15 protein-coding genes are annotated in these 11,157 nt (G+C 70.1%); 11 read left to right on the top strand and 4 right to left on the bottom strand.

Annotation, left to right across the window (positions count from 1 at the left end; all coding sequences use genetic code 11):
- Nucleotides 1-8 precede the first annotated feature (8 nt).
- The 8 genes from argS to tatC all read left to right on the top strand — a co-directional run bounded on the left by argS (nucleotide 9) and on the right by tatC (nucleotide 6,541).
- Nucleotides 9-1,733, top strand: a complete 1,725-nt coding sequence (argS, locus tag LHA26_RS02155; protein WP_252167117.1) for an arginine--tRNA ligase — start codon at nucleotides 9-11, stop codon at nucleotides 1,731-1,733.
- Nucleotides 1,733-2,560 carry an SPOR domain-containing protein gene (locus LHA26_RS02150; RefSeq protein ID WP_252167116.1) on the top strand — a complete coding sequence of 276 codons (828 nt, stop codon included), beginning with the start codon at nucleotides 1,733-1,735 and terminating at the stop codon, nucleotides 2,558-2,560. The genes argS and LHA26_RS02150 overlap by 1 nt, the downstream gene beginning before the upstream one ends.
- Before the next feature lie 84 nt (nucleotides 2,561-2,644).
- Nucleotides 2,645-3,652, top strand: coding sequence for a beta-N-acetylhexosaminidase (gene nagZ / locus LHA26_RS02145; protein ID WP_252167115.1), 1,008 nt, complete (start codon nucleotides 2,645-2,647; stop codon nucleotides 3,650-3,652).
- Entirely contained in the window at nucleotides 3,649-4,374 is a 726-nt protein-coding gene (locus LHA26_RS02140; protein WP_252167114.1) for a segregation and condensation protein A, read from the top strand. Before nagZ ends, LHA26_RS02140 begins: the two co-directional genes overlap by 4 nt.
- The gene (gene scpB / locus LHA26_RS02135) at nucleotides 4,371-4,997 is read left to right on the top strand and encodes an SMC-Scp complex subunit ScpB (RefSeq protein WP_252167113.1); all 627 of its coding nucleotides are present in this window, start codon (nucleotides 4,371-4,373) and stop codon (nucleotides 4,995-4,997) included. The genes LHA26_RS02140 and scpB overlap by 4 nt, the downstream gene beginning before the upstream one ends.
- A gap of 26 nt (nucleotides 4,998-5,023) precedes the next feature.
- Nucleotides 5,024-5,263 (top strand): twin-arginine translocase TatA/TatE family subunit, encoded by a 240-nt coding sequence (locus LHA26_RS02130; RefSeq protein ID WP_252167112.1) that lies wholly within the window; start codon nucleotides 5,024-5,026, stop codon nucleotides 5,261-5,263.
- A 34-nt stretch (nucleotides 5,264-5,297) separates the two neighbouring features.
- The gene (gene tatB, locus LHA26_RS02125; RefSeq protein WP_252167111.1) at nucleotides 5,298-5,780 is read left to right on the top strand and encodes a Sec-independent protein translocase protein TatB; all 483 of its coding nucleotides are present in this window, start codon (nucleotides 5,298-5,300) and stop codon (nucleotides 5,778-5,780) included.
- 2 nt (nucleotides 5,781-5,782) lie between these two features.
- Nucleotides 5,783-6,541, top strand: a complete 759-nt coding sequence (gene tatC / locus LHA26_RS02120; RefSeq protein ID WP_252167110.1) for a twin-arginine translocase subunit TatC — start codon at nucleotides 5,783-5,785, stop codon at nucleotides 6,539-6,541.
- 61 nt (nucleotides 6,542-6,602) lie between these two features.
- On the opposite strand, the gene LHA26_RS02115 is transcribed toward tatC, so the two are convergent.
- From LHA26_RS02115 to LHA26_RS02105, 3 genes are all read right to left on the bottom strand, one after another.
- Nucleotides 6,603-6,740 carry an entericidin A/B family lipoprotein gene (locus LHA26_RS02115; RefSeq protein WP_252167109.1) on the bottom strand — a complete coding sequence of 46 codons (138 nt, stop codon included), beginning with the start codon at nucleotides 6,738-6,740 and terminating at the stop codon, nucleotides 6,603-6,605.
- A gap of 298 nt (nucleotides 6,741-7,038) precedes the next feature.
- Nucleotides 7,039-8,694, bottom strand: coding sequence for a sensor histidine kinase (locus LHA26_RS02110; protein ID WP_252167108.1), 1,656 nt, complete (start codon nucleotides 8,692-8,694; stop codon nucleotides 7,039-7,041).
- Between the two features lie 35 nt (nucleotides 8,695-8,729).
- Nucleotides 8,730-8,897: a NepR family anti-sigma factor gene (locus LHA26_RS02105; RefSeq protein ID WP_252167107.1), complete on the bottom strand. Its 168-nt coding sequence runs from the start codon at nucleotides 8,895-8,897 to the stop codon at nucleotides 8,730-8,732.
- Between the two features lie 253 nt (nucleotides 8,898-9,150).
- Between LHA26_RS02105 and LHA26_RS02100 the strand changes: the two genes are divergently transcribed.
- The 3 genes from LHA26_RS02100 to LHA26_RS02090 all read left to right on the top strand — a co-directional run bounded on the left by LHA26_RS02100 (nucleotide 9,151) and on the right by LHA26_RS02090 (nucleotide 10,895).
- Nucleotides 9,151-9,948, top strand: a complete 798-nt coding sequence (locus LHA26_RS02100) for a response regulator (RefSeq protein WP_252167106.1) — start codon at nucleotides 9,151-9,153, stop codon at nucleotides 9,946-9,948.
- A gap of 60 nt (nucleotides 9,949-10,008) precedes the next feature.
- On the top strand, nucleotides 10,009-10,149 hold the full coding sequence (locus tag LHA26_RS02095; RefSeq protein WP_252167105.1) for a hypothetical protein: 141 nt from the start codon (nucleotides 10,009-10,011) through the stop codon (nucleotides 10,147-10,149).
- Nucleotides 10,150-10,268: 119 nt separating this feature from the next.
- A complete protein-coding gene (locus tag LHA26_RS02090) occupies nucleotides 10,269-10,895 on the top strand; it encodes a sigma-70 family RNA polymerase sigma factor (RefSeq protein ID WP_252168270.1) in 627 nt (208 codons plus the stop codon).
- A 46-nt stretch (nucleotides 10,896-10,941) separates the two neighbouring features.
- Here the strand turns inward: LHA26_RS02090 and LHA26_RS02085 are convergent, their stop codons facing one another.
- On the bottom strand, nucleotides 10,942-11,127 hold the full coding sequence (locus tag LHA26_RS02085; protein ID WP_252167104.1) for a hypothetical protein: 186 nt from the start codon (nucleotides 11,125-11,127) through the stop codon (nucleotides 10,942-10,944).
- Nucleotides 11,128-11,157 lie beyond the last annotated feature (30 nt).

Raw genomic sequence — 11,157 nt, 5'->3', positions numbered from 1 at the left:
GCAGATCCATGACGCTTTACGCCCGCTTCGCCGCCGAAATCGGCTCGATCCTCGATGCGCTGGAGGCGGAGGGCCGGCTCGCGCCCGGCCTGCCGCGCCACGCCATCGCGATCGAGCCGCCGCGCGATCCGGCGCATGGCGATCTCGCCACCAACGCGGCGATGGTGCTGGCCAAGCCCGCCGGCACCAATCCGCGCGCGTTGGCCCAGCTGCTCCAGCCGCGCCTTGCCGCGCTCGACGGCGTGACGGCGGTGGAGATCGCCGGCCCCGGCTTTCTCAACCTGCGGCTGGCGCCCGAAATCTGGCGTGGCGAACTGGCGACGATCCTGGCCGACGGCGCGCGCTATGGCCGCTCGCAGGCGGGCGCGGGCCATCGCGTGAACGTGGAATATGTCTCCGCCAACCCGACCGGGCCGATGCATATGGGCCATTGCCGGGGCGCGGTGGTGGGCGATGCGCTGGCCAATCTGCTCGCCTTTGCCGGCCATCCGGTGACGCGCGAATATTATGTCAACGATGCCGGCGCGCAGGTGCAGACGCTCGCCCGCTCGGCGCATCTGCGCTATCGCGAGGCGCTGGGCGAGGCGATCGGCGAGATCCCCGAAGGCTTTTATCCGGGCGCCTATCTGCAGCCGGTCGGCGCCGCGCTGGCCGCCGAGTTTGGCGATCGCTTCGTCAACGCGCCCGAGCAGGAGTGGCTGTCGCTGTTCCGCACCCGCGCGGTGGCGGCGATGATGGACATGATCCGCGCCGATCTCGCGCTGCTCGGCATCCATCACGATGTCTTCGCCTCGGAGGCCGAGGTGCAGGACAGCGGCAAGGTCGACGCCGCCTTCGCGACGCTGCGCGCGCGCGGCCTTTTGTACGAGGGCGTGCTCGAAGCCCCCAAGGGCGAGACGCCCGAGGATTGGGAGCCGGTGGAGCTGACGCTGTTCCGCGCCACGCAGTTCGGCGACGATCAGGACCGGCCGGTGCGCAAATCGGACGGCGGCCTTACCTATTTCGGCACCGATCTCGCCTATCACGCGCAGAAGGCGGCCGAAGCGGACGAGCTGATCGACATCTGGGGCGCCGACCATGCCGGCACCGTCCGGCGGATCCAGGCGGCGGTGGCGGCGCTGACCGAGGGGCGCACCCGCTTCGATGTCAAGCTGGTCCAGATGGTGCGGCTGCTGCGCAACGGCGAGCCGGTGAAAATGTCCAAGCGCGCCGGCACCTTCGTCACCCTCGCCGATGTCGTGAACGAGGTCGGCCGCGATGTCGTCCGCTTCACCATGCTGACCCGCAAGGCCGATGCGCAGATGGATTTCGACTTCGCGAAGGTGGTCGAGGCGTCCAAGGACAATCCCGTCTTCTACGTGCAATATGCCCATGCCCGGATCGCCTCGCTCAAGCGCAAGGCGGCGGAGATGGGGCTCGATCAGGGCGCGGCCGATCTGACGCTGCTGGACGCGGAGGAATTGGCGCTGGTGAAGCTGGCGGCGCAATTTCCGCGCATCGTCGAACAGGCGGCCGCGACCCGCGAGCCGCACCGTGTGGCTTTCTATCTCTATGATCTTGCCGCCGCTTTCCACGGACTGTGGAATCGCGGCAACGATCAGGTGGATCGTCGCTTTCTGGTGCAGGACCAGCCCGCGATCAGCCGGGCTCGGCTTTCGCTCGGGGAAGCGATCGGGCAGACCATTCGCAATGGCTTGACGATCATGGGAGTCGTCGCCGCCGAGGAGATGTGATGATGTCGGATGCGGGGCGGGACGGGCGCGGCGCCATCGAGGAGGATCGGCTCCCCTGGCTCGAGCCGGTCGATGAGGAACCGCTGGACGATGGCGTCTCCGCCGCGCGGCTCATCATCGGGCTGGTGGTGGCGCTCGTCGCGCTCGGCCTGGTGGTGGGCGGCGTCTATTGGCTGAAGCAGCGGCGCCAGCCCGAGGTCGCGCTCGGCGATCCCCGCACCATCGCGGCGCCCGCCGGCCCCTATAAGGTCCGGCCGAGCGAGCCGGGCGGCATGCAGGTCGCGGGGCAGGGCGATTCCAGCTATGCCGCGAGCGAGGGCGTGGACGTGAACGGCCAGATCGATCTCTCGGCCATGCCCGAGGCGCCGCTCACCAAGCCGCAGCCGGCCAAGACGCCGGCCGTCGCGCCCACGCCCGCGCCGGCGGCCGCTCCCGCGCAAACGCCCGCGCCGCAGACCGCGCCGCCCGCCAAGCCCGTGGCGACGCCCGCTGCCAAGCCGGCGCCGGCGCACGCGGCCACGCCCGCTCCGGCGCCCAAGCCGACGCTGGCCCCGAAGCCGGCGCCCGCGCTCGCCGCGACGAGCGGTGGCGGTGGCGGTGGCGGCCAGATCCAGCTCGGCGCCTTCTCCAGCGAGGCCAAGGCCAAATCCGCCTGGACGGCGCTGTCCGGCCGCTTCGCGGCGCTGTCCGGCCTGTCGCCGCTGATCCAGCCGATCCAGAGCAACGGCAAGACCGTCTACCGGCTCCGCGCCGCCGCCGGAGGACGGGCCGGCGAGGTGTGTGGCAAGCTGCGCGTCGCGGGCGAGACCTGCCTGGTGATCGGCTGACGATACGACCATCGGCCTGATGGCGGCGGCGCGCGGGGCCGCCACCATTGCGGGGCGCCGGCAAAGACCATAGGAAGGCGGGCGATGATCCCTGCCATGTTCGGCCTTGCCGGCCCCGATCTCAGCGCCGAGGAGCGCGCCTTCTTCCGCGATGCCGAGCCGGCGGGCTATGTGCTGTTCCGCCGCAATTGCGTCAGCCGCGACCAGCTGGCGCGGCTCACCGCCGAGCTGCGGGCGCTGGCGGGGCGCGACGATCTCGCCATACTGATCGATCAGGAGGGCGGCCGCGTGCAGCGCATGGCGCCGCCGGAATGGCCGGCGCTGCCGCCGGCGGAGCGGTTCGCGCAGCTCTGGGCGGTGGCGCCCGTCTCGGCGATGGAAGCGGCGCGGCTCAACGCGCTGTCGATCGCGGCGATGCTGCGCGAGGTGGGCATCACCGTGGACCTCCTGCCGCTGCTCGACGTGCGCCGGCCGGATGCCGATGCCATCATCGGCGATCGCGCGCTCGGCACCGATCCGGCGCAGGTGGCGGCGCTCGGCCGGCTGGTGCTGGACGGGCTGCGCGAGGGCGGCGTGGTCGGCGTCATCAAGCACATGCCCGGCCATGGCCGCGCCCTGGTGGACAGCCACAAGAGCCTGCCCGTCGTCACCGCCGACGCGGCGGCGCTCGAGGAGGATCTCCGTCCCTTCGCCGCGCTGGCCGACGCGCCCATGGGGATGACGGCGCACATCATCTTCACCGCCTGGGATGCCGAGCGCTGCGCCAGCCTCTCGCCGGTGGTGATCGGCGAGGTGATCCGCGGCCGGATCGGCTTTGACGGGCTGCTCATGTCCGACGATCTCGGCATGGAGGCGCTCGACGGCGGCTATGGCGCGCGCGCCGCCGGCGTGGTGGCGGCCGGGTGCGACGTCGCGCTGCACTGCTCGGGCGTGCGCGCCGAAATGGAGGCGGTGGCGGGCGCGCTCGGATCGATCGCGCCTGTCTCGCGCGCGCGGCTGGACCGCGCCATGGCGAGCGTGGCGGGGCTCGCCCCCGCCGAGACGGCGGCGGCCTATGCCGCCCAGCGGGATGCGCTGCTGGCCCTGGCATGAGCGAGGACGCCACGCTGACCATCGAGATCGATGGCTGGGAAGGGCCGCTGGACCTGCTGCTGACGCTGGCGCGCAACCAGAAGGTGGATTTGCGCGAACTCTCCATCCTCGCGCTGGTCGAGCAATATCTCGCCTTCATCGCCAATGCCCGCGCGCTCAAGCTGGAGCTGGCGGCCGATTATCTGGTGATGGCGGCGTGGCTCGCCTATCTCAAATCGGGCCTGTTGCTGCCGCGCGATCCCGAGGTCGAGCCGAGCCCTGAAGAATTGGCGCTGCGCCTCCATCTGCGGCTGCAGCGGCTCAATGCCATGCGCGAGGCGGGCGCGCGGCTAATGGCGCGCGACCGGCTCGGCCGCGACGTGTTCGCGCGCGGCGCGCCCGAGGGCGTGCGGCTGGTGCGCAAGGCCGCCTGGCAGGCCGATCTCTACGCGCTGCTCGCCGCCTATGGCGCGGTGAAGGTGCGGACGCGGCCGGTGCTGCATGTCGTGCAGCGGCGCGCGGTGATGCCGCTGGACGAGGCGATCCGCCGCGTCGAGCGGCTGATCGGCGCGGCGATCGACTGGACCGCGCTGGAGCGCTTCCTGCCCGAGGCGGGCGATGCGGGCCTCGCCCGCTCGGCGCGCGCCTCGAGCTTCCTCGCCATGCTCGAACTCGCCAAACAGGGGCGGCTGGATCTGCGCCAGGACGGGCCGTTCGCGACCCTGTGGGTGCGCGCGGCATGAGCGGGGTCGTGGAGTCGGAACCGGGGGCGGAGCCGGCCGCGCTCGCCGCCGCCAGCCGGATCGTCGAGGCGATCCTGTTCGCGGCGGAGGCGCCGATGAGCGTGGCGGAGATCGACGCCGCCGCCGAAGGCCGGGTGGCCGTGCCGGAGGCGCTGGCGGCGCTGGCGCGGCTCTACGAGGGCCGGGGCATCCGCCCGGTGGAGCGCGGCGGCCGCTGGCATTTCGAAACCGCGCCCGATCTCGCGCATCTGCTGCGCCGAACGCGCGAGGAACCGCGCAAGCTGAGCCGCGCCGCGATCGAGACGCTCGCGATCATCGCCTATCACGAGCCCGTGAGCCGCGCCGAGATCGAGGCGATCCGGGGCGTCGCCATCTCCCGCGGCACGCTCGACGTGCTGATGGAGGCCGGATGGGTGCGGCCCGCCGGACGGCGCGAGGTGCCGGGCCGACCGCTCATCTATGCCACGACACCCGCCTTCCTCAGCCATTTCGGCCTGTCGAGCCGGCGCGACCTGCCCGGGATCGACGATTTGCGCGCCGCCGGCCTGCTCGATCCGGTCGATCTCGCGCTCGAAACGGCGATGTTCGCGGGGGAGGTGGAAAGCGGCGGGGAAGAGGATTAGATAGGGGTCTTCTCGGGAGATTCATCATGGGCTTGTCGTTGCCGCATATCCTGCTCCTTGCCGTGGTCGCGGTGCTGCTGCTTGGCGGCGGTCGCTTCTCGGCGATGATGGGCGACGTCGCCAAGGGCGTGAAGAATTTCAAGAAGGGCATGGCCGAGGAGGATGAGCCGGCGCGCCCGGCGCCACGCCTCCAGTCCCAGGCCCCGCTCGAGCCCAATGCCGATCCGCATCTCCAGCCGATGCAGGACGATCGGCCGCGCCACTGACCGCGCCTGATCCCTAGTCCGGCGCCGGCGCTCGATGTTCGATATCGCACCGTCCGAGATGCTGGTCGTGGCGCTGGTCGCGATCATCTTCATCGGTCCCAAGGATCTGCCGCGCGTCATGCGCTTCGTCGGCCAATGGGTCGGCAAGGGCCGGTCGATGGCGCGCCATTTCCGCTCCGCCATGGACGAGATGGTGCGCGAGGCGGAGCTGGCGGAGATGGAGAAGAAGTGGAAGGAGGAGAATGAGCGGATCATGCGCGAACATGCCGATCTGATCGCGCCGCTCGCGCCTTCCGCCGCCGCGCTGCCGGCTCCCGCTGTCGACGGCGCCGAGGCCGGCGATCCGGCGGTCCCCGCGCAAGACGAGGGCGTGCCCGGCCGGCCTTTGGCGCCGCCGCCAGAGACCGCCACCGTCGCTCCCCAGGCCGAACCGCGCGAGGCGGATCATGCCGGCCGGGGCGAGGCGCCGCGCCACGCGGCGGACGGGATCGAACTCGCGCCGCATCGTCCGGCCTGACCATGATCATGGACGAGGACGAACTGGAAGACAGCCGCGCGCCCCTGCTCGATCACCTCATCGAGCTGCGCCGGCGGCTGATCTGGAGCTTTTCGGCGCTGCTGATCGCCTTTCTCGCCTGCTATTATTTCGCCGAGACGATCTTCGCCTTCCTGGTCCAGCCGCTGCTGCGCGCGGGCCAGGGCAAGCTCATCTACACCGACGTGTTCGAAGCCTTTTTCGCCAAGGTGAAGGTGGCCTTCTTCGCCGCGATCATGCTCAGCTTCCCGGTGGTGGCGAACCAGATCTGGCGGTTCGTGGCGCCCGGCCTCTACACCAAGGAGAAGCGCGCGCTCCGGCCCTTCCTGGTGCTGACACCGCTGCTCTTCCTGTCCGGCGCGGCGCTGGCCTATTACATGGCGATGCCGCTGGCGCTGCACTTTCTGCTCGGCTTCCAGGGCAATATCGGAGGGATCCAGCAGGAGGCCCTGCCGGCGATCGGCAACTACCTGTCGTTCGTCACCAAATTCCTGTTCGGCTTCGGTGTCGCCTTTCTGCTGCCGGTGCTGCTGATGCTGCTGGAGCGCGCCGGCATCGTCACCCGCGCGCAGCTCGTCTCCGGCCGCCGCTATGCGATCGTGGCGGTGACGGCGATCGCGGCGGTGCTGAGCCCGCCCGATATTGTCTCGATGCTGCTGCTCGCGGTGCCGCTGGTGCTGCTCTACGAATTCGCGCTGATCGCGATCTGGTTCACCGAGCGGCGGCGGGCCAGGGAAGGCTGAACAGGCAAAGGGCGCCGCCGGTGATCCGGCGACGCCCTTGCTGCTCGACGAAGAGCGACGCTTACTTCGTCTTGTTGGCGGCGTCGGTGGTCGCGTGGCCGACCGAGGAGACATCCTTGCCCGCGCCCGCGATAGTGTTGCAAGCGGTGGTGAGGAGCGCACCGGCGACGAGGCCGGCGGTGACGATCTTGCGGACCATAGGTCTATTCCCTTTTTCGACGTGCCACACTGCACTGTCTCCGGGGAAATGCGCCCCCAAAACTTTAGTTCCACGTCCGATATGGATCGGCGGAGCAGGCGTCTTTGACCGGGGACGACGCGCATCTTGAGGCGCGGACAAGTTTAGGGCCCGGATGCGCCGTCGGGGGGGAAGGCGGCGCGTCCGGGCCCAGTGTGTTCTGGATAGCGAGAGCGGGGGGGCAAAAGGTCGCTATCCGGACTGTAGAACGCCGCCTGCGCCAGGGGGTTCCCGGCCCGCGCCAAAAAAATGCCGCCGCTCAGCCGCCCATATGGACGGGCGGCAGCGCGCCGCCGCGCTGCTGCATCACCAGATCACGGCCGCCGGCGCCATCCATGCGCGGCTGGCCTTCGTCCATCACGATGATGTCCAGCGCGAAGCGGCCGGCCTCGGCATCGGTGACGAGCGTGGTGCGCAGCTGTCGGGCGAGGCCGCCGACCACCCGCTCGCCCCGCACAAAGGCTTCGTCGCGCGGGGCGGCGGCATCGGCCAGGCCCGGCGAGACGATGGAGAGGCGCGCGCGCCCGGGCTCGAGGTCCGGGCCCTCGCCATCCAGCCCGATGCGGATCTCGGTGCCGGGCAAGCGGAACATCGCCAGCTCGACCAGCTCGGTGATGAGGAAGGCGACGGGCACGGCCACGTCCTGCGTGGCGCTGAACAGACGCGTGTCGAGCACCAGCCGGGGCGGCGCCATGCCCGGCGGCGCGGAGCCGCGCAGATTGGCGGCCAGTTCGCCGATCAACGGGCGCAGCGCCACGCCGCGATTGATCTCGAGCTCCGCATAATGGCTGCGATGCACCAGCGCGAGCGCATCGACGCGGCGCTGGATGGCGCCATAGGCCGCGATCGCCTCGGGCGTGCGGGCGCCGCGCGCATGGATGTTGAGCAGGCTGGCGACGACCTGGAGATTGTTCTTCACGCGGTGATGCACTTCGCGCGTCAGCCGGGTCTGGCGGGCGAGGCCGTCCTCAAGCTCCGCCTCGTGCCGCGCGATCGTCGCCATCGCGCCCGACAGGGCATCGCCGAGATCGCGGATTTCCTGCGCGGGCGTGGTCATGGCGGGCATCACCAGCGCGCCGCCGCGCGCCCGCGCCGTCTCGATCGCGCGCTGCAATTCGCCGAGCGGGCGCAGGATCAGCCGGTTGGCGACCACCCATCCGATCGCCGCCGCCGCCAGCCACATCAGCAGCGGCAGAGCGGTGATGAGCAGTTCGTTGGCGCTGAGCGGCAGCGATTCGACGCGCATCGCCAGCCGCAACTGGCCCTGGGCGACGGGCAGTTGCGAGACGATGTCGCGCCCCAGCGCCACGGTGCGCATCGCCGCCAGCGGCATCACGCCGCCGCGCCCGTCGGCGAGGCGGAGATCATAGCTGCCGTCCACCGCATTGGGGTGGCTCACCTTGGCAAGCAGCGCGCGCGGCAATTCGGCCAGCGCCCAGTTCTGGCCGGTGCCGAGGATCACGCGCAGCATGCCGCCCTTGCCATCCAGCAGCAGTTGCGGCGCCACGCCGGGCGCGCGCAGCGGCAGCGTGCCGGGAAAGCTGGCGCTGGCGCAGATCAGCCGCCCGGCCGGATTGAACAGCGCGACGCGGGCGCTCTCCACCCCCGCCACGCTGATCTCCTCGGCCGCGCGGCGACACGCGCCGGCGCCGCCGCCGCGCCCGGCGAGTCGGAGCGACGCGCTGACATGATCCAGGAAGAGGCTCAGCCGATCGGCCGAATCGCCCGCCAGCAGGCGTGCCGCGGCGGCGCGATTGGCATGGTTGGCGCGCGCCGTCTCGATCGAGGCGAGCGACGCGATCAGCCCCAGCGGCAGCAGCGCCAGCGTGAGGATGAGCAGCAATTTACCGCTGGTCGACAGGCGCGCGAACCGGGAGGCGATGAAGCCCGCGCGGATCTGTTCGTCATTGGACATAAGCGCGGCCTTCGGGCGATGGTGCGCCCGACGGATCAGTCGAGCTTGCCGAGCAGATCGATCAGCTCGGCTGGGATCTCCTCGTTAACGGTCGATGCATAGACCGACCGCAGCGCATGTCCAACGTCCCGATCGGCCTGTTTGCGGCCGGCGGACGAGGTTTCGCGGTCCGGGACGTTCCGTGATGTCTTATCGTCGCTCAACGCCAATGTGCCCCGTCCCCATGTCGATGCCGCCTCTAGACGCGCCAGCCGCGTTACCGTTCCCAGCCATAGTGCAAGGGATAGGCGTCGCACAATTTGCCGGCTGGCCTTGGAAACAAAAAACTGGTCCGTTGGTTCCCTGTCCGACGGCCGCTCCCGCGCGGCCGCCGCGACACGGGGGGTGGCCATTCCGCGGGGGATGGCCGAGCAAACGCCTCGCATCACGGACATGCTCAGGAGTTTGGACACGGATATGCCACTAGGCCAGGAACTCGCGCCGCACCTTCCCTTTCTGCGGCGCTATGCGCGGGCGTTGACCGGCAACCAGAAAGAGGGCGACACCTATGTGCGCGCGACGCTGGAAGCGATCGTCGCCGCGCCCGAGGATTTTCCGCGCGACGTCGATCCTCGCCTCGGTCTCTACCGTACCTTCCAGGCGATCTGGCAGTCCGCCTCGGTGGATACCGGGGTCGATGGTGGGCAGGACAACAGCCCCACCGAAGCTATCGCCCAGGCGCGGCTGGCGCGGATCACGCCGCGCTCGCGCCAGGCGCTGCTGCTGACCGCGATGGAGGGCTTCACCACCGAGGACACCGCCTATCTGATCGGCGTGACCCCGGCCGAGGTGGACGCGCTGGTCGCCGAGGCGCTCGCCGAAATCGAGCGTCAGACCCAGGCCGAGGTGCTCATCATCGAGGACGAGCCGATCATCGCGATGGATCTCGAGACGATCGTGCGCGATCTCGGCCATGGCGTGACGGGCGTCGCGGTGACCCGCGACGAGGCGGTGGCCCAGGCCATGGCGCGCCGGCCCGGCCTCGTCCTCGCCGATATCCAGCTGGCGGACGACAGTTCGGGCATCGACGCGGTGAAGGACATTCTCGCCCAGTTCGACGTGCCGGTGATCTTCATCACCGCCTTCCCCGAGCGGCTGCTGACCGGCGAGCGGCCCGAGCCGACCTTCCTCATCACCAAGCCCTTCCAGCGCTCCACGGTGAAGGCGGCGATCAGCCAGGCGCTGTTCTTCGACGGCGCGACCGTACCCGCCTGACCGGTGCGACGGAACTCCTCCCGGCCCCTCACGTTAGCATAGAGTGCCGGGAGGAATTCCATGGTGAACGAACGCGAACCGCGCGTGACGACAGACGAGCTTCGCGCGGGCACCACCCCGGGCGTGGGCCGCAAGGTGCTGGTCGCCTCGCTGGTCCTCATCGTCATCCTCTTCGCCATCCTGTTGATTGTCTATCGTTGACGACACTCGACGCGGGGGCACTGGCGTTGCCGCTCGGGCGCGCCTATCTTGATTCAGGCTGCGGGGATGTATCCCGCTCAACGGAGCTTGGGGGTTTCATGACCAAGACCAGTCCGCCCATGGCGGAAGAGGGGGCGGCCGCGGGCGGGGCGCCTGTTCCTCACACGCCGCTGTCGGATGCGGACTTCAAGGTTCAGCTGGCTCAGGTGATTCCCCATCTGCGCGCCTTCGGCCGATCCCTGTCCGGCAACCGCGATCTTGCCGACGATCTCGTGCAGGAAACTTTGCTCAAGGCGTGGGCGGCGCGGCAGCGCTTCCAGGCCGGCACCAATATGCGCGCCTGGACCTTCATCATCCTGCGCAATCTTTTCCTCAGCCAGATGCGGCGCGCGCGCTTCAAGGGCGAGTGGGACGAGATCACCGCGTCCAAGCTGCTCGCCGCGCCGGCGAGCCAGGATCGCCATGTCGAGCTTGGCGATATGCAGCGCGCCCTGCTGCACCTGCCCCAGCCGCAGCGCGAGGCGCTGATCCTGGTGGGGGCGGGCGGCTTCGCCTATGAGGAAGCGGCCGAGATTTGCGGCTGCGCGGTCGGCACGATCAAGAGCCGCGTCGCGCGGGGCCGGGTGGCGCTGGAGGCGCTGCTCACCGAAGGCAAGCTGCCCTCGCGCCGCGAGCATCAGACCGACAGCAACACCACCGCCCTGCAGACCATCATGGACCAGGTGGACGAACTGAGCCGCGACTGAGGCGGCGTGAGGGGCGCCACGGTTCCGGCCCGTGGCGCCTCTCGGCTCAGCGCAGCCGCGCGAGCAGCCTGCGGAACTCCTCCGGAAGATCCGCCGCGCTGCACCGGAAGGCGCCGCGCAGCGCATTGCGGATGCCGAGATTGGGCGGCGGTGTCTCGACGACATGCGAAGGCTCCGAGCCGCCGCGCCGGCTTTCTTCTCCCATATAGGTCCAGTCGGTTGACGCCATCATTTCGCAACAACGCGGGCCTGATCGCGCGGT

It is taken from the genome of Sphingomonas morindae, from assembly GCF_023822065.1.
Classification (GTDB): Bacteria; Pseudomonadota; Alphaproteobacteria; order Sphingomonadales; family Sphingomonadaceae; genus Solisphingomonas; species Solisphingomonas morindae.
The sequence above is the reverse complement of the archived record's forward strand: the minus strand, read 5'-3'. Positions and strand labels throughout refer to the sequence as shown.

What these genes read in the sequence shown, in the direction of transcription:
- LHA26_RS02150 (WP_252167116.1), top strand. Translation starts at nt 1,733, where the DNA reads ATGATGTCGGATGCGGGGCGGGACGGGCGCGGCGCCATCGAGGAGGAT.
- LHA26_RS02110 (WP_252167108.1), bottom strand. Translation starts at nt 8,694, where the DNA reads ATGTCCAATGACGAACAGATCCGCGCGGGCTTCATCGCCTCCCGGTTC.
- tatB (WP_252167111.1), top strand. Translation starts at nt 5,298, where the DNA reads ATGTTCGATATCGCACCGTCCGAGATGCTGGTCGTGGCGCTGGTCGCG.
- scpB (WP_252167113.1), top strand. Translation starts at nt 4,371, where the DNA reads ATGAGCGGGGTCGTGGAGTCGGAACCGGGGGCGGAGCCGGCCGCGCTC.
- LHA26_RS02115 (WP_252167109.1), bottom strand. Translation starts at nt 6,740, where the DNA reads ATGGTCCGCAAGATCGTCACCGCCGGCCTCGTCGCCGGTGCGCTCCTC.
- argS (WP_252167117.1), top strand. Translation starts at nt 9, where the DNA reads ATGACGCTTTACGCCCGCTTCGCCGCCGAAATCGGCTCGATCCTCGAT.
- LHA26_RS02090 (WP_252168270.1), top strand. Translation starts at nt 10,269, where the DNA reads ATGGCGGAAGAGGGGGCGGCCGCGGGCGGGGCGCCTGTTCCTCACACG.
- LHA26_RS02085 (WP_252167104.1), bottom strand. Translation starts at nt 11,127, where the DNA reads ATGATGGCGTCAACCGACTGGACCTATATGGGAGAAGAAAGCCGGCGC.
- nagZ (WP_252167115.1), top strand. Translation starts at nt 2,645, where the DNA reads ATGATCCCTGCCATGTTCGGCCTTGCCGGCCCCGATCTCAGCGCCGAG.
- LHA26_RS02140 (WP_252167114.1), top strand. Translation starts at nt 3,649, where the DNA reads ATGAGCGAGGACGCCACGCTGACCATCGAGATCGATGGCTGGGAAGGG.
- tatC (WP_252167110.1), top strand. Translation starts at nt 5,783, where the DNA reads ATGATCATGGACGAGGACGAACTGGAAGACAGCCGCGCGCCCCTGCTC.
- LHA26_RS02130 (WP_252167112.1), top strand. Translation starts at nt 5,024, where the DNA reads ATGGGCTTGTCGTTGCCGCATATCCTGCTCCTTGCCGTGGTCGCGGTG.
- LHA26_RS02100 (WP_252167106.1), top strand. Translation starts at nt 9,151, where the DNA reads ATGCCACTAGGCCAGGAACTCGCGCCGCACCTTCCCTTTCTGCGGCGC.
- LHA26_RS02095 (WP_252167105.1), top strand. Translation starts at nt 10,009, where the DNA reads ATGGTGAACGAACGCGAACCGCGCGTGACGACAGACGAGCTTCGCGCG.